Below are 22,078 nucleotides of genomic sequence, written 5' to 3'. Positions count from 1 at the left end.
GGCCGGTTCGGAGGCGGCGCAGTATACCGCAAGGCCGCGCCGTTCGTGGAGTCCGTGCGCGGGCCGTTGGGCGGGTGCTGCCAAGGGATGAGGCGCGCGGTCCTTGCTCCAGCTCAATATCGCCTAGGCTCAAGGGCTCAGACTGATGCAACCCGCGGCGCAGACCGGCTTTCGCCCGCCCCCGTTCGTTTGCACAAGGAGAGCTTGCCATGTCCTCGACCCTGCCCCAGACCATGAAAGCGGCAGTGGTGCACGCCTTCGGCGCGCCGCTGCGCCTGGAAGAAGTGAAGGTGCCGCTGCCCGGCCCCGGCCAGATCCTGGTGAAGATCGAGGCCTCCGGCGTCTGCCACACCGACCTGCACGCCGCCGAGGGCGACTGGCCGGTGAAGCCGAGCCTGCCGTTCATTCCCGGCCACGAGGGCGTCGGCTACGTCGCCGCGGTGGGCGCCGGGGTGACCCGGGTGAAGGAAGGCGACCGCGTCGGCGTGCCCTGGCTGTACACCGCCTGCGGCTGCTGCGAGCACTGCCTGACCGGCTGGGAAACCCTCTGCACGCAGCAGCAGAACACCGGCTACTCGGTGAACGGCGGCTACGCCGAATACGTGCTGGCCGACCCGAACTTCGTCGGCCACCTGCCCAAGGGCATTGGCTTCACCGAAATCGCCCCGATCCTCTGCGCGGGCGTCACCGTGTACAAGGGCCTGAAGGAAACCAAGGCACGCCCCGGCCAGTGGGTGGCCATCTCCGGCATCGGCGGCCTGGGCCACGTCGCGGTGCAGTACGCCAAGGCCATGGGCCTGCACGTGGTGGCGGTGGACGTGGACGACGCCAAGCTGGAGCTGGCGCGCAAGCTCGGCGCCAGCCTGACCATCAACGCGAAGAAGGAAAACCCGGTGGAAGTGGTCCAGCGCGACATCGGCGGCGCCCACGGCGTACTGGTGACGGCGGTGTCCAACAGCGCCTTCGGCCAGGGCATCGGCATGGCCCGCCGCGGCGGCACCATCTCCCTGGTCGGCCTGCCGCCGGGCGACTTCCCCACGCCGATCTTCGACGTGGTGCTCAAGGGCCTGCACATCACCGGCTCCATCGTCGGCACCCGCGCGGACCTGCAGGAGGCGCTGGACTTCGCTGGCGAAGGGCTGGTGAAGGCGACGGTAAGCGCCGGGAAGCTGGAGGATATCAACGGAATTTTCGACAAGATGCGGGCGGGGGAGATCGAGGGGCGGATTGTGGTGGAGATGTAGGCCTCAGGCGCTGGGCTCCCGCGCTCGCGGGAGTGACGGGGGCGGTGTTTTGCCGGGGGCTTTGGTGTGGGGCATTACTCCGCTCCCTCTCCCCAACCCTCGGCTGCGCGCCCCGCCCTGAAGGGAGAGGGGGCTTGCCCGTGCCGAGAGGAGGCTTGGAGTCAGCCGGCAATCTCTGCGCTAGCCGGCTAACTCCAAAACATCAGCGTCTGCCCAACGGTCCCCTCTCCCTTCAGGGAGAGGGTTAGGGAGAGGGCGCTCCGCAGGCCAAACACCGAAGCCACCAGGAAACACGGTTCGCGAGCAAGCTCGCTCCTACGGTTCAGCACACCACCGCGAACGGCCAAGCCCTCCCCCGCCTCAGGCGGTCTCCCCCAGCCCCAAACCGCCCTCCAGCTTGCGCCACAGCAAACGGATCTGCGCCTTGCGCACCAGGGCGCAGCGGTACAGGCGGATTTCCTGCGGCACCACCCAGTGCGGGCCGCCGCACACCGCCAGCTCGCCGCGGGCCAGCTCCGCCTCCATGCTCAGGCGCGGCACCCAGGCCACGCCCATGCCCTGCAGCGCCATGCTCTTCAGGCTGTCGGCCATGGCCGTCTCGTAGACCGTGGTGTAGCGCAGGTTGCGCTGGCGCAGCAGCAGGTTGACGCCGCGGCCGAGGAAGGCGCCGGCGCTGTAGGCCAGCAGCGGCACGCTCTGGCCGCTGTCGAGGTCGTACAGCGGCAGGCCGGCGGAATTCACCGCGCATACCGGGAGCATCTCGGTGCGGCCCAGGTGCAGCGAGGGGAACACTTCCGGGTCCATCTGCAGCGCCGCGTCCGGGTCGTAGAAGGCCAGCATCAGGTCGCAGCCGCCCTCGCGCAGCAGGTGCACGGCCTCGCCGACGTTAGTCGCCACCAGGCGGCTGGCGATGTTCAGGCCCTCGGCGCGCAGCCGGGCGATCCACGCCGGGAAGAAGCCCAGGGCCAGGGAGTGCGCGGCGGCGAACTGCAGCACCTCGCCCTGCCCGCCTTCCAGGTGGTGCAGGTGGCGCACCACCTGGCCGAGCTGCTCGACCACCGCGCGCGCGGTGACCAGGAACAGCTGCCCGGCCTCGGTCAGCTCGATGGGCGTGCGCTGGCGGTTCACCAGGGTCAGCCCGAGGGCGTCCTCCAGGCTGCGGATGCGCCGGCTGAAGGCCGGCTGGGTGACGAAGCGCTTCTCCGCGGCCTGGGAGAAGCTGCGGGTGGTGGCCAGGGTGCTGAAGTCCTCCAGCCATTTGGTTTCCAGGTTCACGTCGTCTCCTCCCGGCGCGGCGGGATGGTCTTGATCGATCGGTCAGTGGATGAACGGGCGCGCGTAGCATGGCCATACGCTCGCCGTCATCAGGTCGTCACAGAATACATTATGCCGTTTGTGCATGAGACAGCTTCCAACAGCATTGGCCGACGATCGGCGAAATCCCTAGTCTAGTGGGCATCGCGGCGCTGGCCGTGTTCTCCTGAGAAAAATCTCATCATGTCCCCTGTTGCATCGTTCCGCATCGAGAAAGACCTCCTCGGCACCCTCGAAGTACCTTCTGAGGCCTACTACGGCATCCAGACCCTGCGCGCTGTGAACAACTTCCGCCTTTCCGGTGTGCCGCTGTCGCACTACCCGAAGCTGGTCGTCGCCCTGGCGATGGTCAAGCAGGCCGCGGCCGATGCGAACCACAAGCTGGGCCACCTGCCCGGCGAGAAACACGCCGCCATCAGCGAAGCCTGCGCTCGCCTGATCCGCGGTGACTTCCACGACCAGTTCGTGGTGGACATGATCCAGGGTGGCGCCGGTACCTCCACCAACATGAACGCCAACGAGGTGATCGCCAACATCGCCCTGGAAGCGATGGGCCACGCCAAGGGCGAGTACAAGTACCTGCACCCGAACAACGACGTGAACATGGCGCAGTCGACCAACGACGCCTACCCGACCGCCATCCGCCTGGGCCTGCTGCTGGGCCACGACACCCTGCTGGCCAGCCTCGACAGCCTGATCCAGGCCTTCGCCGCCAAGGGCGAGGAGTTCGCCAACGTACTGAAGATGGGCCGCACCCAGCTGCAGGACGCGGTGCCCATGACCCTCGGCCAGGAATTCCACGCCTTCGCCACCACCCTGGGCGAAGACCTCGACCGCCTGCGCCGCCTGGCCCCGGAACTGCTGACCGAAGTGAATCTCGGCGGCACCGCCATCGGCACCGGCATCAACGCCGACCCCGGCTATCAGCACCTGGCCGTGGAACGCCTGGCCGCCATCAGCGGCCAGCCGCTGAAGCCGGCCGCCGACCTGATCGAGGCCACCTCGGACATGGGCGCCTTCGTGCTGTTCTCCGGCATGCTCAAGCGCACCGCGGTCAAGCTGTCGAAGATCTGCAACGACCTGCGCCTGCTCTCCAGCGGCCCGCGCACCGGCATCAACGAGATCAACCTGCCGCCGCGCCAGCCGGGCAGCTCGATCATGCCGGGCAAGGTCAACCCGGTGATCCCGGAGGCGGTGAACATGTGCGCCTTCGAGATCATGGGCAACGACCTGGCGCTGACCATCGCCGCCGAGGGCGGCCAGCTGCAGCTGAACGTGATGGAGCCGCTGATCGCCTACAAGATCTTCGACTCGATCCGCCTGCTGCAACGCGCCATGGACATGCTGCGCGAGCACTGCATCACCGGCATCACCGCCAACGTCGAACGCTGCCACCAGCTGGTGGAGCACAGCATCGGCCTGGTCACCGCGCTGAACCCGTACATCGGCTACGAGAACGCCACCCGCATCGCCAAGGTGGCGCTGGAAACCGGCCGCGGCGTGCTGGAACTGGTGCGCGAGGAGAAGCTGCTGGACGAGGCCACCCTGGCCGACATCCTGCGCCCGGAAAACATGATCGCCCCGCGCCTGATCCCGCTGCGCGCCTGATCCACCGCCCGGCGCGAGCCGGGCACGACTCACCGGTCGAGGGGCAGTACCCGCCTCTCACCCTTCAGGGATGGGCTATCCCCCGTCCCTTCTTTTATGCCCGGCGCGACGGGACTTCCCGCAGCGCCACGTCTCACCGGTCGAGAGGATATTCAGCCCTCTCTCCATTCATAGGGACGCCACGGATTGTGGTGTCCCTTTTTTTTCGGCTGGGGTTTGGGGGTGGCTGCTCTTCGTAGGAGCGAGCTTGCTCGCGAACGGGGCTGGCCGGTGAGAAAGAGCCCCCTCTCCCTAACCCTCTCCCTGAAGGGAGAGGGGACCGTACGGTGTCTGCGGATATTCTGGAGTCAGCCGGCGAGCGGCATATCTTCCGCGGGCACGGCCTGGCTCCCTCTCCCTTCAGGGAGAGGGCGGGGGGAGAGGGTGCTGAGCCCGAGCACCAAGGCCCGGCAAGAAATCAATCCTGCGCCTGCAAATGCGCACGAATACGCCGATTGAGCGCCGCAAGACGCTCGACCGCACGTTCGTCACCCTCTTCAGCCTCCCCCCGCGGCGCCAACTGGCGGGCACACAGGTTCAGGGCGCTGAGCAGCAACAGCTCGTTGCTGGTGACATAGGGGAATTTCTGCTTGGCGGCGGCGATCTCCGCCTGCAACAGGGCGGCGGCCTCCTGCAGGGCACGCTCCTCGCCGGCCGGCGCCTTGACGCTGTAGTCGCGGCCGAGGATGCGCAGGACGCGCACGCCGTCGTCGCTCATGCGCTGGCGCGGCTGTCGCTGACGCGGCGGACCAGGGCCTGCAGGCGCACGGCGGTGGCGTTGTGCTTCTCTTCCTGCTCCATCAGCTGCAGTTGCAGGGCGTCGTTGTCTTCGCTGGCCTTGCCGAGGCTGTCGCGCAGTTGGGCGTTGTCGTCGGCCAGCTGCTTGTTCTGCTGCAGCAGCTCAGCCACCAGTTGTTCGAGCTGTTCGATAGTGCTGTCGAGCATGGGAGTCTCCGAGGCCGTGGTAAAGGTCGCGGAGGATAAAGAAAAGTCGCCTGTGCGGCCAGGGAAATACACGCTTTCCTGACGGAAAGTATGCTGTCAATTCAATAGCTTAGACGCTGAATTTCGTGAGCTTTCAGCGACTTGGCCGCGGGTGGAACTTCCGTAGGATGGGTTGAGCTTGCGATACCCATCGCCGCGGCCTGATGGGTATCGCTTCGCTCAACCCATCCTACGAAGAGCGCATCGGCGCAGCCGGCAAGTTCAGCGGATCACCCCTTCCTCGCGCAGCAGCTTGAAGATGGCTTCGGCGCCGGCCTCCGGGGCCAGGTCCTTGAGCACCTGGCCGGTGCCGCCGGAGGCCTTGGCGGTGGCGGCCTTCATGCGTTCGGCGCCGGTCTTGGCCTTGATCACCTTGAGCCGCTTGGGCCGCGGGCGCGCCGGTTGCAGGCTGCCGGCGGCGAGCAGGTCGTCCTCGACGACCTCCACCTCGTGGGCCTCGATGAAGCCACGGCGGGCCGGGCCGAAGGCGCTCTGGCGCGCCACCGGGGCGGCGTTGTCGACGCTGGCGACGAAGGGCAGGCGCACCTTCAGCCGGCGCCGCTGGCCGCGCGGCAGGGCCTGCAGCACCTGGGCGCTGCCGCCCTCGACCTTCTCCACCTCGGCCAGGCCCACCACCAGCGGCCAGCCCAGGCGTTCGGCGAGCAGGAACGGCAGCATGCCGGAGCCTTCCCCGGTCTCGGCCTGGCTGCCGGTGAGCACCAGTTGCGCGCCGGCGCCGCCGAGGTAGTCGACCAGCGCCGGCAAGGCGTCGGCGCCGGCTGGTTGTTCCAGCACCGCCAGCTCGTCCAGGCCCATGCCCAGATAGCTGCGCAGCGCCTCTTCCTGCGGGTTGCCGGCGTGCAGCACCTGCAGGCGCTTGCCGGCCAGGCGCAGGCCCAGCTCGACGGCGCGGGCATCCTGCTCGGCGCGGCGGGCGCGGCCGGAGGCGGGGTGGGCGCCGATGGAGACCAGGGTGACGATGTTCAGGTCGGTCATTGTTCGTACCTATGGATAAGGACCAGCACCGTGCTGCGCTTTTGCTTGAAGCCTGCAGCTTGAAGCTTGCAGCCGCTTTCAGGCCGCATCCCGCGCCCCTCCCTGCCGGTACTCCTCGGCCAGGCGGATCAGCGCCTGGAGAATCGCCGTGGAATCGCCGATCACCGAAAGGTCGGCGCGTTTGATCATGTCGCAGCCGGGGTCCATGTTCACCGCCACCACCTTGTCGCAGGCGCCGATGCCCTGCAGGTGCTGGATGGCGCCGGAGATGCCGACGGCGAGGTAGACCCGCGCGGTGACCCAGGTGCCGGTGGCACCGACCTGGCGGTTGCGCGGCATGTGGCCGTCGTCCACCGCCACCCGCGAGGCGCCTTCGGTGGCGCCCAGGGCCGCGGCGGCGCGGTGGAACAGGTCCCAGTCGCGCACGCCGTTGCCGCCGGAGAGGATGAATTCGGCCTCGGCCATGGGAATCTGCGCCGGGTCCACGGCCACCGGGCCGAGGTCCTCGATGCGCGGCAGGTTGCGCGCCACGCCGCCTTCCAGGGCGACCGGGCGGGCCTCGTGGCGCGTCTCGCTGACCGGCTCGGCGCACTCGGCGGCGGCCAGGATCAGACGCGCCAGCGGCCGTTGCAGGTCCTGCTGGCCGGCGCCGGCGCGGCCGATGCAGCGCTCGCCCTCGGCCTGCCAGACGCGGGTGGCCGGGCGCTCGCCAAGGCTTGCGGCCAGGCGCCGGCCCAGTTCGCCGCCACCGGTGCGGCTATCGGGCAGCAGCCAGTGGCGCGGCACGAACTGGCCGTCCACGGCGCGCAGCGCCAGCACCCGCTGTTCCGGGGCGTAGCCTTCGTATTCGTCGCCCTCGACCTGCAGCAGGCGGTCGACGCCGGCGGTGTCGAAGGCGCTTTCCTTGTGTTCGCCGAAGACGATGGCCAGCACCGCGCCGCCCTCGCCTGCGAGCTTGCGGGCGAGGCCCAGCAGGTCGCGGTCGTGGCTGGAGAGGCGGCCGCCGACCATGTCCGGCACCACGGCGATATAGAACGCCGGCTGCTCGATGACCTGTAGCGGCAGCTGCACCACTTCCGGCGCGCTGGAACGCTTGCCGGCGCTGCCCTGCTGGCCGCCGGAGCGGTCGATGCGCCTGACGCCGTTGGGACCGATGAAGCCAACGGCGTGGGGGTTCCTGCGGATCAGGCCGTTGGGGCCCATCCAGCGCACCTCGCCGCCCTGGGCGGACTGCATGGCCGCGTGCAGCGGATGCAGGCGGTTGCGGGCGATCCACTCGGCGCGTGGGTCGCGGCGGATGATGTCGCTCATGCTTGGACCTCCAGGGAGCCTGGGCTTTTCGTAGGAGCGAGCTTGCTCGCGAACGGGCTGGCATCGAGGCCCGGGCCGCCCTCTCCCCCCGCCCTCTCCCTGAAGGGAGAGGGAGCTACCCGAGCTTCCCTGTAAGTAATGGCGCAGCGGGCAACCCGGCTAAAGCCGATATTCGCCGTGGCAGAGACGGTCCCCTCTCCCTTCAGGGAGAGGGTTAGGGAGAGGGCCTGCGGACTCACAGTCAACACAGGACCCAAAGGGAGGAATACTGCTCTCATCAATGCACCCCCACCACTTCTTCCCGCTTAACCGCCGCCGGCTTTTTTGCCGGCGCCTCCGCGCTCTCGATCAGCACCTCCGCCACCAGCTCGGCGATGTCCTTGATCTCCGGCCGCGGCGCCACCACGCCTTCGAGCATCGCGGTGCACTGCGGGCAGCCCACGGCCACCAGTTCCGCGCCGGTTTCCTTGATGTCGACCATGCGCATGTCCGGAATCCGCTGCTTGCCGGGGATGTCGGTGATCGGCGCGCCGCCGCCACCGCCGCAGCAGCGCGAGCGGAAGCCGGAGCGTTGCATCTCCTTCACCTCGATGCCGATGGCCTTGAGCACAGCGCGTGGTGCTTCGTACTCGCCGTTGTAGCGGCCCAGGTAGCAGGGGTCGTGGTAGGTCACGCTGTCGGCCTTGCTCTGGCCCAGTTGCAGCGCGCCGTTCTTCACCAGTTCGTCGATGAAGGTAGTGTGGTGCAGCACTTCGTAGCTGCCGCCCAGGGCGCCGTATTCGTTCTTCAGCACGTGGAAGCTGTGCGGGTCGCAGCTGACGATGCGCTTGAAGCGGTACTGCGCCAGGGTGGCGATGTTGCGTTTGGCCAGGTTCTGGAAGGTCGCCTCGTCGCCCAGGCGGCGGGCCACGTCGCCGCTGTCGCGCTCTTCCAGGCCGAGCACGGCGAAGTCCACTTTCGCCGCCTTGAGGATCTTCACGAAGGCGCGCAGGGTGCGCTGGTTGCGCATGTCGAAGGCGCCGTCGCCGACCCAGAACAGCACGTCGGCCTGCTTCTGCTCGCTCATCAGCGGCAGGTTCAGGTCGGCCGCCCAGTTCAGCCGGCCGCCGGGGGCGAAGCCGCCGGGGTTGTCGGTGGCGATCAGGTTCTCCAGCACCTCGGCGCCCTTGTTCGGGGTGGCGCCCTTTTCCAGGGTGAGGTGGCGGCGCATGTCGACGATGGCGTCGACGTGCTCGATCATCATCGGGCATTCCTCGACGCAGGCGCGGCAGGTGGTGCACGACCACAGCGTCTCGGCATCCACCAGGGCCTTGCCTTCCAGCGCGACTATGGGCAGGTGCGGGCCGCCGCTGTGCTCGCCGAGCGGCTTGCCGCGGCCGTCAAGGGATGGGTAAGGGCTACCGGCGAACTTGGCGTCGTTGCCGCCGGCCAGGCCGATGACCATGTCCTGGATCAGCTTCTTCGGGTTCAGCGGCTGGCCGGCGGCGAAGGCCGGGCACATGGCCTCGCACTTGCCGCACTGCACGCAGGCGTCGAAGCCGAGCAGCTGGTTCCAGGTGAAGTCGGTGGGTTTTTCCACGCCCAGCGGGGCCATGGGGTCGCTGAGGTCGAGGGCTTTCAGGCCGGTGGAGCGGCCGCCAGCGAAGCGCTCGGAGCGGCGGTGCCAGGCCAGGTGCAGGGCGCCGGCGAAGGCGTGCTTCATCGGCCCGCCCCAGGTCATGCCGAAGAACAGCTCGGACACGCCCCAGGCCACGCCGATGGCGAGGATGGCCGCCAGGAACCAGCCACCGAAGCCTTCGGGCAGGATGCCGGCCACGGGCAGCGTGGCGATGAAGAAGCTCGCCGAGAACATCAGCAGGCTTTTGGGCAGGCGCATCCACGGGCCCTTCGACAGCCGCGACGGCGGGTCTAGGCGGCGCTTGGCGACGAACAGCGCGCCGCCGAACATCAGCGCCGTGGCCGCCAGCAGGGCGAAGCCGAGAATCCGGCTGTGCAGGCCGAAGCCGTGCACGACGATGGCCAGCAGCGCCGCCAGGACGAAGCCGCCTGCGGTGGCCACGTGGGTCCTGGACATGTACTTGTCGCGCTCGACCACATGGTGCAGGTCCACCAGATAGCGCCGCGGCATGGCCAGCAGGCCGCCGAGCCAGTCGACCTGCGCGGGCCGCCCGCGGCGCCACATGGCGAAGCGCTTCACGGCGCCCAACACGGCGAGTGCCAGGGCGGCGAAGAGCAGGAGGGGAAGAATGATATTCAGCATTGCAGCTCACCCGGTTGGGGGAGCCGGAAGCTGGAAGCTGGAAGCTGGAAGCGGTTCGGGCCGCCCTTCGCTTCCAGCTTCAAGCCTCCAGCTTCAAGCTTCTTTAAAAGTCCTTGCACAACCGCAGCGCGTCGTAGATCGCCGCGTGGGTGTTGCGCTGGGCCACGCAGTCGCCGATGCGGAACAGCAGGTAGCCGTCGCCCGGCTCGCTTAGGCACGGCTGCGGCTTGATCGCGAACAGCGCCTCGACGTCGATCTGGCCCTTGTTGCGCGAGCCCTGCTTGAGCGCGTAGTACAGGCTCTCGTCCGGGCGCACGCCGTTCTCCACGACGACCTGGTCGACCACCCGCTCCTCTTTCGCGCCGGTGTATTCGTTCTCCAGCACCGCCACCAGCTTGTCGCCCTCGCGGTAGACCTTTTCCAGCATCAGGTCGCCGGTCATGATCACTTCCTTGGGGTACATGCTGCGGTAGTAGGTGGGGAAGGTGGTGCCGCCGATGGCCACGCCGGGCTTGATGTCGTCGGTGACGATCTCCACCAGCGCGCCCTTGTCGGCGAGGAAGTCGGCCACCGACATGCCGCTGAATTCGCAGATGGTGTCGTAGACCAGCACGTTCTTGCCGGGGGCGACCTTGCCGTCGAGGATGTCCCAGCTGCTCACCACCAGGCCCTCGGCGGCGCCCCAGTGTTCGTTCTGTTCGAGGAACGGGTGGCCGCCGTTGGCCAGCACCACCACGTCCGGGCGCAGGTCGAGGATGGTGTCGGCATCGGCAGCGGTGCCCAGGCGCAGGTCGATCCCCAGGCGCGCCAGCTCCAGCTGGTACCAGCGGGTGATGCCGGCGATCTGGTCGCGCTGCGGCGCTTTCGAGGCGGTGGTGATCTGCCCGCCGAGCTGGTCCTTCTTCTCGAACAGGGTCACGTCGTGGCCGCGCTCGGCCGCCACCCGCGCGGCTTCCATCCCGGCCGGGCCGCCACCGACGACGACGACCTTGCGCTTCACGCCGGTGGTCTTCTCGATGATGTGCGGCACGCCCATGTATTCGCGGCTGGTGGCGGCGTTCTGGATGCACAGCACGTCCAGGCCCTGGTACTGGCGGTCGATGCAGTAGTTGGCGCCGACGCACTGCTTGATCTGGTCGACCTGGCCCATCTTGATCTTGGCGATCAGGTGCGGGTCGGCGATGTGCGCGCGGGTCATGCCGACCATGTCCACGTAGCCGCCTTCGAGGATGCGCGTGGCCTGGTTCGGGTCCTTGATGTTCTGCGCGTGCAGCACCGGCACGTTGACCACTTCCTTGATGCCCGCCGCCAGGTGCAGGAAGGGCTCCGGCGGGTAGGTCATGTTGGGGATGACGTTGGCCAGGGTGTTGTGGGTGTCGCAGCCGGAGCCGACCACGCCGATGAAGTCGAGCATGCCGGTGTCGCTGTAGTACTTGGCGATCTGCTTCATGTCCTCGTGGGACAGGCCGTCCGGGTGGAACTCGTCGCCGCAGATGCGCATGCCCACGCAGAAGTCGTCACCGACCTCTTTGCGCACGGCCTTGAGCACTTCCAGGCCGAACTTCATGCGGCCCTCGAAGGTGCCGCCCCATTCGTCGGTGCGCTTGTTGACGCGCGGGCTCCAGAACTGGTCGATCATGTGCTGGTGCACGGCGGACAGCTCGACGCCGTCCAGGCCGCCTTCCTTCGCCCGGCGCGCGGCCTGCGCGTAGTTGCCGATCACCCGCCAGATCTCTTCCGGCTCGATGGTCTTGCAGGTGGCGCGGTGCACCGGCTCGCGGATGCCCGAAGGCGACATCAGCGTCGGCCAGTTGAAGCCGTCCCAGCGCGAGCGGCGGCCCATGTGGGTAATCTGGATCATGATCTTGGCCCCATGCTTGTGCATGGCGTCGGCCAGGTTCTGGAAGTGCGGGATGATGCGGTCGGTGGACAGGTTCACCGAGCTCCACCACTCCTGCGGGCTGTCGATGGCGACCACCGAGGAACCACCGCAGATGGCCAGGCCGATGCCGCCCTTGGCCTTCTCCTCGTAGTACTTCACGTAGCGCTCGGTGGTCATGCCGCCGTCGGTGGCATAGACCTCGGCGTGGGCGGTGGAGAGCACGCGGTTGCGGATGGTCAGCTTGCCGATCTGGATCGGCTGGAACATTGCCTCGAAAGCCATTGCGGCATCCTCACGGGATCAGAGGTTTCTTGTTGTGGTGGCGGCCGGCGGGCCGCCTGTGCCGAAGTCGTGGATCAGAGCGGCTTGACGATGAACAGGCCGTCGTCGTGGCCGTCTTCCGAACCGCTGTAGACCTGCTCGGCCACGGTGCGGATGCTGCTGCCGCGGGCCTGGAGGATCTGGTCCATGGCGCCGGCGAACCAGCCGGTGAACATGTAGTCGACCTTGCGGTTGACCTTGCCGTACACGTACACGAAGGCGGAGTGCTTCAGGCGCACCTGGGCGGTGCCCTTGTCGAGGTCGATCTGCTCGATCTGGAACAGGCCCCAGCCGCGCTGCGACAGGCGCTTCATGTAGTGCTCGAACACCGCCACGCCTTCGATGCCGTGGCATTCGGCCTCTTTCTCGCACCAGTGCCAGGCGGACTTGTAGCCGGCCTTGTAGAGGATTTCGGCATAGCGCTCGGCGCCCAGCTCTTCCTCGATGCCCATGTGGTTGTTGACGAAGAAGTGCCGCGGCACGTAGAGCATCGGCAGGGCGTCGGTGGTCCAGACGCCGGTTTCGCTGTCGACTTCGATGGGCAGTTCGGGGGCGTGTTTGGCCATGGTTCGGTTCTCGGAATCCGGTTGATGATCTTGGCCGGCAGGGTGCCGGCATGGTGGGTATCGCTGCGCGTCACCCACCCTACGAAGGAAGTCGGCGGCCCGGGCTTACTCGCCCCAGACGTCCGCCAGGACGCGCACCCAGTTCTCGCCCATGACCTTGCGCACCACTCGCTCGGGCATGCCGCGCTTGAGCAGCGTTTCGGTGAGGTTGGGGAACTCGCCCACGGTGCGAATGCCCAGCGGGTTGATGATGGTGCCGAAGCGCGTCAGGCGGCGGGCGTAGCCCTTGTCGTGGGTCAGGTACTCGAAGAAGTCCTGGCCATGGCCCTGGGTGAAGTCGGTGCCGATGCCGATGGCGTCCTCGCCGACGATGTTCATCACGTACTCGATGGCCTCGGCGTAGTCGTCGATGGTGGCATCCACGCCCTTGGCCAGGAACGGCGTGAACATGGTCACGCCGACGAAGCCGCCGTGGTCGGCGATGAACTTCAGTTCCTCATCGGACTTGTTGCGCGGGTGCTCTTTCAGGCCCGAGGGCAGGCAGTGGGAGTAGCAGACCGGCTTTTTCGATTCGAGGATGACTTCCTCGCTGGTCTTGCTGCCGACGTGGGACAGGTCGCACATCACGCCAACGCGGTTCATCTCGGCGACGATCTCGCGGCCGAAGCCGGAGAGCCCGCCGTCGCGCTCGTAGCAGCCGGTGCCGACCAGGTTCTGGGTGTTGTAGCACATCTGCACGATGCCCACGCCCAGCTGCTTGAACACCTCGACGTAGCCGATCTGGTCCTCGAACGCGTGGGCGTTCTGGAAGCCGTAGAGGATGCCGGTCTTGCCCAGCTGCTTGGCGCGGCGGATGTCGGCGGTGCTGCGCACCGGGATGACCAGGTCGCTGTTCTCGCGGATCAGGTTATTGCTGGCGACGATGTTGTTCACCGTGGCCTGGAAGCCCTCCCACACGGACACGGTGCAGTTCGCGGCGGTCAGGCCGCCCTTGCGCATGTCCTCGAAGAGTTCGCGGTTCCACTTGGCGATGATCAGGCCATCGATGACGATGCTGTCGGCGTGAAGTTCGGCTGGGCTCATCTGGCGTCTCTCTATATCAGGCAAGGCTTGTCAGGCTCGGCGCGCCGGGGCTTGTGCCGGCGCTTTGGGGGCAGCATATCCCCGGGTGGCGGGGCGGCCCGGTTCGAAAACGACCAGGGTCGTACCGAAAGCGTCAAGCCGGCGACATGCGCGACACCGAAGGCGTCGCGGGCGGGCATATGGGTATGAGGGGGGCGGTTTAGAGAGCCTGGGGGAATGAGGGGGGATGGCTTTTCGTGGGACGATGGCTTTTCGTAGGAGCCAGCTTGCTCGCGAACAGTGCTCCCCGGCGGCTCTGGTGTGTTGGGTTGACTCCGCTCCCTCTCCCCAGCCCTCTCCCTGAAGGGAGAGGGGGCTTGTCCGTGCCGAGATGAGCATGGCTTTAGCCGGAAACTGCAGAGCTGCCGGCTGACTCTGAAATATCCGAGCACTCCGAACGGTCCCCTCTCCCTTCAGGGAGAGGGTTAGGGAGAGGGTGCTCTCAAACCCTGCACCTGCAGCTCCCGGCAAACACCGTTCGCGAGCAAGCTCGCTCCTACGAAAAGCGCCGAGCCCTCAACGATTGCGCCAGCAAGCCACCAGGTTCCACACCATCAACCCGCCGACGACCACCGAACTGCCATAGAACAGCAGACTATCCACGCTCTCCCCTCCGAAATGCAGGCGCCCCCAGTGAAGGGGGCGCCGGGTGGACCTGGGTTTACTCGTGGGCGACCAGCCGCGCGTGGGCGGACTCTTCGCCGAGGTTGTTGAGCATGCGCTCGCTGTACCAGTCGAGGAAGTTGATCACGCCGAACTCGTAGGTCTTGGAGTACGGGCCCGGCTGGTAGGCGGTGGAGTTGATGCCGCGCTGGTTTTCCTCGGCCAGGCGGCGGTCCTGGTCGTTGGTGGCGTCCCACACTTCGCGCAGGCGCTGCACGTCGTAGTCCACGCCTTCCACCGCGTCCTTGTGCACCAGCCACTTGGTGGTGACGACGGTTTCCTGCGCGCTGATCGGCCACACGGTGAAGACGATCAGGTGGTCGCCCATGCAGTGGTTCCAGGAATGCGGCAGGTGGAGGATGCGCATCGAGCCCAGGTCCGGGTTCTTGATGCGGCCCATCAGCTTCTTGCTGCCCTGCTTGCCGTCCATGGTCATGGACACGGTACCGTCGAGCAGCGGCATGCGCACGATGCGGTTGCGCAGGCCGAAGCTGGCATGGGCGTAGGGGATCTTCTCCTCGTCCCAGGCCTTGGTGCAGGCGGCCACCTGGTCCTTGAACGCCTGGCTGGCGCGCGGGTCGGTGACGTCGTCCCACTCCAGCAGGGTCTTCAGCAGCTCCGGGTGCGAGCCGTTGCAGTGGTAGCACTCGCGGTTGTTCTCGAGCACCAGCTTCCAGTTGGCCGCTTCGCGGATGGTGGTCTGCACGGCGACCTTGGTGTTCTCCATGTCGTACGGCTCCATGTAGTGCTCGAGCGTACGCAGGAAGTCGTCGATGGCCGGCGGGTTCTCGGCCAGGGAGATGAAGATGTAGCCGCCGGCGGTCTTCACGTTCACAGGCTTGAGGCTGTAGTCCTTCATGTCGAAGTCGGCGCCCATCTCGGTGCCGGCGAACAGCAGGCGGCCGTCCAGCTCGTAGGTCCACTGGTGGTAGGGGCACACCAGCTTGGCCACCTTGCCCTTGTCGCTCACGCACAGGCGCGAGCCGCGGTGGCGGCAGACGTTGTGGAAGGCGTGGATCTTGCCCTCGGCGCCGCGCAGCACGATGACCGGGTTGTCGCCGATCTGCAGGGTGAGGAAGTTGCCCTTGGCGGGAATCTCGCAGGTCATGCCGGCGATCAGCCATTCCTTCTGGAAGATCTCCTGCATGTCGAGCTTGAACAGGCGCTCGTCGTTGTAGAACGGCTGCGGCAGCGAGAAGGAATGGTCGCGGGTGCGCAGCATCTCGGCGGTGGCCTTGCGGGCCGGTTCCAGCGGATCGCCCAGACTCAGGGTGGTAGTGACGTCCATCGGTTGGTCCTCATGCCGCGCCGGGGATCGGCGGCGGCGAAATTGGGTGGCTGATACGGTTCGACGCTACGCAAGGTGGCGTTCACGGCCTTCGGCACTCCGGTGGCTCCGGAATCCCGCCCTGCCGATGGGCGGGGCCCGCGGCGGCGGGCGTGAAGGTCAGGCGCTCTGGTGGATTACCTTCGTTTCGGCTGGGGGCAGTGTGCGTCCGGGCCTTTGCGGTGCCTTATCCATGGGCGACACGACCGCATCCGTTTCCGACCTGGCAGCCCCCGCCCCAGGCGGCAGGTCGCGATAAGCATGCAAATGTCGCTGGCAGGTAAGTGGGGGGAACGGGGCGTGCGCACAATCGGCCCCATCAGGCATGCCGAAAAGGCCGGGGCGAGCGTCCCCGCCCGGCGCTGCCCCATTCGGCCGGGAAACGGCCTGCGTGCGCGGAGAGACACCATGTCGACGAGCAACTTCCTCAACCCGGTGAACACCCAGACCTGGACCAACGGCCGCCACCTGGTGCGCTGCGTCAAGGCCATCCAGGAGACCTGGGACGTACGCACCTTCTGCTTCATGGCCGACCAGCCGATCCTGTTCTTCTTCAAGCCCGGGCAGTTCGTCACCCTGGAGCTGGAGATCGACGGCCAGCCGATCATGCGTTCCTACACCATCTCCAGCTCGCCCTCGGTGCCCTACAGCTTCTCCATCACCATCAAGCGGGTGCCCGGCGGCAAGGTTTCCAACTGGCTGCACGACAACCTCAAGGAAGGCGACGTCGTCCCGGTGCACGGCCCGGTGGGCAACTTCAACGCCATCGACTTCCCCACCGACAAGGCGCTGTTCCTCTCCGGCGGCGTCGGCATCACCCCGGTGATGTCCATGGCGCGCTGGTTCTTCGACACCAACGGCTCGGTCGACATGGTCTTCGTGCACAGCGCGCGCACGCCGAAAGACATCATCTACCACCGCGAGCTGGACCACATGGCCTCGCGCATCGCCAACTTCAAGGTCCACCTGATCTGCGAGAAGTACGAGATGGGCGAGGCCTGGGCCGGCTACCGCGGCTTCCTGAACAAGGCCATGCTGCAGCTGATAGCCCCGGACTTCCTCGAACGCGAAGTCTTCTGCTGCGGCCCCACGCCCTACATGCACGCGATCAAGCGCCTGCTCGAAGCCGAAGGCTACGACATGTCGCGCTACCACGAGGAAGCCTTCGGCCCGACGCCGCCGGAAGTCCGCGAGGAAGTGAAGGAGCTGGCCGCCGAAGCCGCCGAAGCCCCGGAAATCCCCGCCGCCGACCTGAACAACGTGGAATTCTGCGAAACCGGCAAGAGCATCCGCGTGGGCCCCGGCGAAACCGTCCACGCCGCCGCCGCCAAGCTCGGCCTGCATATCCCCAAGGCCTGCGGCATGGGCATCTGCGGCACCTGCAAGGTGATGAAGCGCTCCGGCGAGGTGGAGATGGAGCACAATGGCGGCATTACCGACGAAGACGTGGCCGAGGGCTACATCCTGTCGTGCTGCAGCGTGCCGAAGGGGGATGTGGTGATCGAGTATTGAGTGCGCTCGGGTAGGCCGCGGTGCGATGGTTCGAGCCCGCTCCCTCTCCCTAACCCTCTCCCTGAAGGGAGAGGGGACCGTTCGGCGTGTTTTGATATTTCAGCGTTAGCCGGCTTGTACCGAGCACCCGGCTGATACCAAATCCTTTCTCGGCACTGACAAGCCCCCTCTCCCTTCAGGGAGAGGGTTGGGGAGAGGGCGCTCTAAACCCCTTGCACTCCAGTCCCCCAAGGAATCCCAACCCGAAGATTTTTCAATTGCCCTCCCCGCCCCAAGGCTAAACACTCGTTCAACAGCTCAAGGGACGAGTCCGCCATGCCCACCTTCACCCAAACCTACTACGAAGCCACCTCCGCAAAGCCGACCTACCCCACCCAGACCGGCCGCCTCGATACCCGCGTGTGCATCCTCGGCGGTGGCCTGGCCGGCCTCAACACCGCCCTGGGCCTGGCCGAGCGCGGCATCACCGACGTGGCGCTGCTGGAATCGCACTACGTGGGCTACGGCGCCTCGGGCCGCAACGGCGGCTTCGTCTTCGGCGGCTACAGCCTGGGCAACGCCGACCTGCTCGCCACCCTCGGCGCCGAGCAGGCGCGGCGGCTCTACCACCTGACCCTCGAAGCGGTGGACCTGATCCGCCAACGCGCGCGCCAGTACGCCATCGACTGCGACCTGGTGGACCAGGGCGTGATCCTCGCCAACTGGTTCAACGACCCCTCGCGCCTGGAAAAGCCCCGGCGCCTGATGAAGGAAGCCTACGGCGTGGATTGGGAACCCATCGCCCCCGGCGCGCTCCGCGAACAGCTCAAGACCGAGCGCTACTTCGGCGGCCTGCTGGAACGCAACGCCTTCCACTTCCACCCGCTGAAATACGTGCGCGGCGTGGCCCGCGCCGCCGCCGGCCTGGGCGTGCGCATCCACGAAGGCTCGCCAGCCCTGGGCATCGAAAAACGCGACGGCCACTTCGTCGTGCGCACCGCCGGCGGCGAAGTGCACGCCGAACAGGTGGTGTTCTGCGGCGGCGGCTACGCCCGCGGCCTGTACCGGCCCATCGAACGCGCGGTGCTGCCCATCGCCACCTACGTCATCGCCACCGAGCCCCTGGGCGAGCACCTGCAGGACGCCATCGCCTGCCAGGCCGCGGTCTACGACACCCGCTTCGCCTTCGACTACTACCGCCCGCTGGCCGACGGCCGCATCCTCTGGGGCGGGCGCATCTCCATCCTCGACCGCGGCCCGGAGGCCATCGCCGCCCTGCTCAAGCGCGACCTGACGCTGGTTTATCCACAGCTGGCCGACGTAAAGGTGGACTACGCCTGGGGCGGCCTGATGAGCTACGGTCGCCACCAGATGGCGCAGATCGGCCAGGACGAAGCCGGCATCTGGCACGCCATCGGCTTCGGCGGCCACGGCATGGCGCCGACCACCGTGGCCGGCGAAGTGCTCGCCGACGCCATCAGCGGCGCCAGGGCGGTGCCGCCCGGCTTCGCCCGCTTCGGCCTGACCCACGCCTTCGGCCTCGCCGGCCTGCTCGCCGCCCAGGCCACCTACAGCGCCTACGAGGCCCGCGACGCCTTCGACAGCCGCCGTCTCAACGGCTAGGGCTGGTGCCCGGAGCGCTGCCGGTCTAAGGTCGATGCAAATTTCCAGATCGGAGCCCCCATGGCAATCAAGACCACCCCCAACCGCCAGCAGACGCACCTGGCCGTGCTGATCGACGCCGACAACGCCCCCGCCGCCATCGTCGAAGGCCTGTTCGAGGAAATCGCCAAGTACGGCGTGGCCAGCGTCAAGCGCATCTACGGCGACTGGACGCAGCCGCAACTGGGCAAGTGGAAGCAGGTGCTGCTCGACCACTCCATCCAGCCGATCCAGCAGTTCGCCTACACCAAGGGCAAGAACGCCACCGACAGCGCGCTGATCATCGACGCCATGGACCTGCTCTACACCCGCCGCTTCGACGGCTTCTGCCTGGTCTCCAGCGACAGCGACTTCACCCGCCTGGCCGCCCGCCTGCGCGAGGAAGGCCTGATGGTCTACGGCTTCGGCGAGAGCAAGACGCCCGACCCCTTCGTGCGCGCCTGCGACAAATTCATCTACACCGAAATCCTCCGCGCCGACCCGGTGACCCCGGCGGAGCCGGCCGAAACCGGCCAGCCCCAGGAACCCAAGGCCCCCGCCGCCAAGCCCAAGCCCCAGCGCGTGCCGCTGGACTTCATCGCCAAGGTGCTCGACGACATCGCCGACGACGAGGAAGACTGGGTGCAGCTCGGCGCCCTCGGCCAGAACATCAGCAAACTGCGCCCCGCCTTCGACCCACGGCTGTACGGCTTCAAGAAACTCAGCGACCTGATCAAGGGCCACCCCAAGCGCTTCGAACTCCAGGCCCGCGGCGGCAGCAACAGCGGCGGCAAGGACCTGTACGCGCGCAACGTGCGCAAGTGAGCCGCGTCAAAGGCCCGGGCCGGAGCGAGCCGGTATGCTAGGGCGGTCATCGAGGAGGAAAACCATGACCGCCCTACCCCGCAGCCTCTTCGCCGCCCTGCTGCTCGGCCTGGCCCTGAGCACCAGCGCCCAGGCCTCGACGCTGCGCTGCGGCACGCAACTGATCAACGAAGGCGACAAGATGGACGCGGTGCTGGAAAAGTGCGGCGCGCCGGCAAAACGCGAAGTGATAGGCCCCCTCCCACCCCGCCGCGGCCCGGATGGCAAATTCATCCCCGGCGGGCCGACCTTCGAAGTCTGGACCTATCCCCCACAGAACGGCGCCACCCGCGTACTGCGCTTCCGCGAAGGCATCCTGATGCTGATCGGCACCGAGTTCCGCTGAACCCCACTGCTTTTCGCTCTGTAGGAGCGAGCTTGCTCGCGAACCAGTCCTCAGCCCACACCATCAGCCTTGTGAACAAGCTGCTGCAGATGGTGTCGCGTGGGCTCCGCATAGTGCTCCGGCACCTCAACGGACAGCTCCAATCCCAACTCCTGCAGCACCTGGAACAGCTTGCCCCACTGCACGCGCGCCGAACCGCGCTCGACCTTGCCGAGGAAGTTCTCGCTCACGCCGATGCTACCGGCGGCATCATCCTGGCGCAGGTTCATGGCCTTTCGGCTGGCGCGCACCAGCAGGCCAAGGGCGGCGGGAGAGTCGATCTTGACGTTCATTGGGAAATCCTCACGTTCTTGAGGATTCATGGGTTGGACTAAGTAGATATTCGTTAATCCTCAAGCCCATGAGGATTTTCATAACTGAATAGGGAGAGACTACCGGGCCATTCCGACGCCTCAGTAGGAGTTCACTCTAAATGCGTCCTATATGCCATGTGCCTGCCATGGCTACGAGCGCTCCAAGCGACTCCGAACGGCCCCCTAGAAGGCCGTGGAGAGGGAAAGAAGCCCCGATATACTAGCGCCAAGGCATTGATGCTGATCGGCACTGAGTTCCACTAAGCCCATGCATGGGATGGAAGAGACCTTCCAACCAAAGCCCTCAACTGCAGTACATTGCGCAACGGAAGACACCGTGCAGACTGACAAACCAGAGGAAGGCCTTTCGCTTACTTTCCCAACGGTGCAGCACTCGACATACCTCTGAATCTGCTGCACACCCTCAATATTTATTTGCGGAGATATTGTTTTTGGATCGCCAAGTCTCAAGAAACAAGCTGCTCGCCCTCCGAGGCCTGGCCTATACGTTCGACATCCTGGCAATCGCCGGCGGCATGGCCTGCATCGATATACTGAAGCGGCCCTTCACGCTGAGTGTGGCCTGGATGCTGCTTTACTTTCCCCTGACGGAATGGCTGTTGAAGGGACGCACGCCAGGAAAGTGGTTGTTCCGACTTGTTGTCATAGGCCCGAACGGCGAGCCACCAACACTCATTCAAAGCCTGGTGCGTAATTTCTGTCGATTACTGGAAACCAACCCTTTCCTACTCGGCCCCCTGGTCGCCACAGTAATCTTCGTCTATTCCGCACGCTGTCAGCGTCTTGGCGACATGCTGGCTCGTACCTATGTGATTCCTCGTCGAGATCTTTTGGCCATCTCCGCAGAAATCAGGGCACAACCCGGGCAATAAGCGAACGAACGCCCCCTGTCACCGGGGCCCTCATTCGCGAGCAAGCTTACTCCTACACGCACATCGGAAATATCGCCGTATCCCGGCCAAGGGCCGCTCCCTATCCTGCACCGGTCACGGCTGAAGTCGTGATCGGGTTTGGCGACCCGGGTTCTGATGGGCGCGATGGCGCCAGATGGCGTCTGTGAAAACAGCGAACGTTTTTGCAGGCTCCCGCACGATTGCAGAAACTCTGCAATGCTTAACGGCGGATCGCGCGGGGAGACCTTCGGGTCTGCCGGGTCCTATCAGCCGGTTCGCCAACCCCGCGCGGTCTGCCACCTTCCGTTTGGCGACACCAGGTGGCAGCTCTTAGATAGCTGATAGGAGTCTCACCATGCATGACGAATACACCCCCACCTTCTTCACTCGCCACGGCCGCCCCCTGCGCACGGTGATGATCGACAACCAGCCTTGGTTCGCGTCCTACGACCTCGCCCGTCTCCTGGGCATCCGCCATCCCCACACCTTCCAGCACCGTGTTCTGCCCCACGAAACCCGGCGCATCCGTCTGCAATACGAAACCGGCAGCGAAGAAGCCGTGGACGTCCTCAGCGAAGCCGGGCTCTATAAGGCCCTAGTGCGTTTCGGCCACCCGGAGAGCCAGCATCTGGACACCTGGCTGACTCGGGAAGTTATTCCTCATCTGCGCGACCAGCACTCCTTAAGTAACGCTGCTCCAAAGCGAATAGTGATGAGTTGGCAGGCTCGGCAATTGGTTTTACTTGAATGGCAGGGAGAGCTTTGGGTAGCGCTGGAAGGCATACCTCAGACCATCAGAAATATAACCAATGAAAATCAATAGGTTATGAAT

General features: G+C 66.3%; 19 protein-coding genes. 8 read left to right on the top strand and 11 right to left on the bottom strand.

What is annotated here, in order from left to right; all coding sequences use genetic code 11:
• The first annotated feature begins 209 nt into the window (after positions 1-209).
• Complete coding sequence (adhP, locus tag QSJ95_RS19350) at positions 210-1,244, top strand: alcohol dehydrogenase AdhP (RefSeq protein ID WP_009614247.1); 1,035 nt, start codon at positions 210-212, stop codon at positions 1,242-1,244.
• 360 nt (positions 1,245-1,604) lie between these two features.
• Here the strand turns inward: adhP and QSJ95_RS19345 are convergent, their stop codons facing one another.
• A complete protein-coding gene (locus QSJ95_RS19345) occupies positions 1,605-2,519 on the bottom strand; it encodes a LysR substrate-binding domain-containing protein (protein WP_009614249.1) in 915 nt (304 codons plus the stop codon).
• 222 nt (positions 2,520-2,741) lie between these two features.
• Between QSJ95_RS19345 and QSJ95_RS19340 the strand changes: the two genes are divergently transcribed.
• Complete coding sequence (locus tag QSJ95_RS19340; RefSeq protein WP_285644626.1) at positions 2,742-4,166, top strand: aspartate ammonia-lyase; 1,425 nt, start codon at positions 2,742-2,744, stop codon at positions 4,164-4,166.
• A gap of 457 nt (positions 4,167-4,623) precedes the next feature.
• Here QSJ95_RS19340 and QSJ95_RS19335 read toward each other — a convergent pair whose 3' ends face one another.
• From QSJ95_RS19335 to gbca, 9 genes are all read right to left on the bottom strand, one after another.
• Entirely contained in the window at positions 4,624-4,923 is a 300-nt protein-coding gene (locus tag QSJ95_RS19335; RefSeq protein WP_009614251.1) for a cell division protein ZapA, read from the bottom strand.
• Complete coding sequence (locus QSJ95_RS19330; protein ID WP_009614252.1) at positions 4,920-5,150, bottom strand: hypothetical protein; 231 nt, start codon at positions 5,148-5,150, stop codon at positions 4,920-4,922. The genes QSJ95_RS19335 and QSJ95_RS19330 overlap by 4 nt, the downstream gene beginning before the upstream one ends.
• Positions 5,151-5,411: 261 nt before the next feature.
• Positions 5,412-6,185 carry an electron transfer flavoprotein subunit beta gene (etfB, locus tag QSJ95_RS19325; RefSeq protein WP_043270269.1) on the bottom strand — a complete coding sequence of 258 codons (774 nt, stop codon included), beginning with the start codon at positions 6,183-6,185 and terminating at the stop codon, positions 5,412-5,414.
• A 78-nt stretch (positions 6,186-6,263) separates the two neighbouring features.
• A complete protein-coding gene (gene etfA, locus QSJ95_RS19320) occupies positions 6,264-7,496 on the bottom strand; it encodes an electron transfer flavoprotein subunit alpha (RefSeq protein WP_285644621.1) in 1,233 nt (410 codons plus the stop codon).
• Between the two features lie 277 nt (positions 7,497-7,773).
• Complete coding sequence (gene dgcB, locus QSJ95_RS19315) at positions 7,774-9,756, bottom strand: dimethylglycine demethylation protein DgcB (protein ID WP_285644619.1); 1,983 nt, start codon at positions 9,754-9,756, stop codon at positions 7,774-7,776.
• A 103-nt stretch (positions 9,757-9,859) separates the two neighbouring features.
• On the bottom strand, positions 9,860-11,920 hold the full coding sequence (gene dgcA / locus QSJ95_RS19310; RefSeq protein WP_058488002.1) for a dimethylglycine demethylation protein DgcA: 2,061 nt from the start codon (positions 11,918-11,920) through the stop codon (positions 9,860-9,862).
• Between the two features lie 74 nt (positions 11,921-11,994).
• The gene (locus QSJ95_RS19305) at positions 11,995-12,525 is read right to left on the bottom strand and encodes a DUF5943 domain-containing protein (protein ID WP_009614265.1); all 531 of its coding nucleotides are present in this window, start codon (positions 12,523-12,525) and stop codon (positions 11,995-11,997) included.
• Positions 12,526-12,630: 105 nt separating this feature from the next.
• Entirely contained in the window at positions 12,631-13,608 is a 978-nt protein-coding gene (locus QSJ95_RS19300; protein ID WP_069862948.1) for a dipeptidase, read from the bottom strand.
• Positions 13,609-14,308: 700 nt separating this feature from the next.
• Complete coding sequence (gbca, locus tag QSJ95_RS19295) at positions 14,309-15,598, bottom strand: glycine betaine monooxygenase oxygenase subunit (protein WP_009614269.1); 1,290 nt, start codon at positions 15,596-15,598, stop codon at positions 14,309-14,311.
• A 447-nt stretch (positions 15,599-16,045) separates the two neighbouring features.
• On the opposite strand from gbca, the gene gbcB reads away from it, so the two are divergent.
• From gbcB to QSJ95_RS19275, 4 genes are all read left to right on the top strand, one after another.
• Complete coding sequence (gene gbcB, locus QSJ95_RS19290) at positions 16,046-17,149, top strand: glycine betaine monooxygenase reductase subunit (protein ID WP_009614271.1); 1,104 nt, start codon at positions 16,046-16,048, stop codon at positions 17,147-17,149.
• A 315-nt stretch (positions 17,150-17,464) separates the two neighbouring features.
• Complete coding sequence (locus tag QSJ95_RS19285) at positions 17,465-18,751, top strand: NAD(P)/FAD-dependent oxidoreductase (protein ID WP_285644613.1); 1,287 nt, start codon at positions 17,465-17,467, stop codon at positions 18,749-18,751.
• A 60-nt stretch (positions 18,752-18,811) separates the two neighbouring features.
• Entirely contained in the window at positions 18,812-19,594 is a 783-nt protein-coding gene (locus QSJ95_RS19280) for an NYN domain-containing protein (RefSeq protein ID WP_249918357.1), read from the top strand.
• Positions 19,595-19,658: 64 nt separating this feature from the next.
• Positions 19,659-19,979, top strand: a complete 321-nt coding sequence (locus QSJ95_RS19275; protein ID WP_285644609.1) for a DUF2845 domain-containing protein — start codon at positions 19,659-19,661, stop codon at positions 19,977-19,979.
• A 50-nt stretch (positions 19,980-20,029) separates the two neighbouring features.
• Here QSJ95_RS19275 and QSJ95_RS19270 read toward each other — a convergent pair whose 3' ends face one another.
• Positions 20,030-20,311, bottom strand: a complete 282-nt coding sequence (locus tag QSJ95_RS19270) for a helix-turn-helix domain-containing protein (RefSeq protein WP_285644608.1) — start codon at positions 20,309-20,311, stop codon at positions 20,030-20,032.
• A gap of 473 nt (positions 20,312-20,784) precedes the next feature.
• Here QSJ95_RS19270 and QSJ95_RS19265 point away from each other — a divergent pair, with 473 nt between their 5' ends.
• Together QSJ95_RS19265 and QSJ95_RS19260 are read left to right on the top strand one after the other, a co-directional pair.
• Positions 20,785-21,225, top strand: coding sequence for an RDD family protein (locus QSJ95_RS19265; protein ID WP_161796254.1), 441 nt, complete (start codon positions 20,785-20,787; stop codon positions 21,223-21,225).
• A gap of 376 nt (positions 21,226-21,601) precedes the next feature.
• Positions 21,602-22,069 carry a BRO-N domain-containing protein gene (locus QSJ95_RS19260; RefSeq protein WP_285644607.1) on the top strand — a complete coding sequence of 156 codons (468 nt, stop codon included), beginning with the start codon at positions 21,602-21,604 and terminating at the stop codon, positions 22,067-22,069.
• Positions 22,070-22,078: the final 9 nt, after the last annotated feature.

This window comes from Pseudomonas sp. NBRC 100443 (assembly GCF_030268185.1).
GTDB classification, from domain to species: domain Bacteria; phylum Pseudomonadota; class Gammaproteobacteria; order Pseudomonadales; family Pseudomonadaceae; genus Pseudomonas; species Pseudomonas citronellolis.
This window is presented reverse-complemented; position numbering and strand designations above follow the sequence as displayed.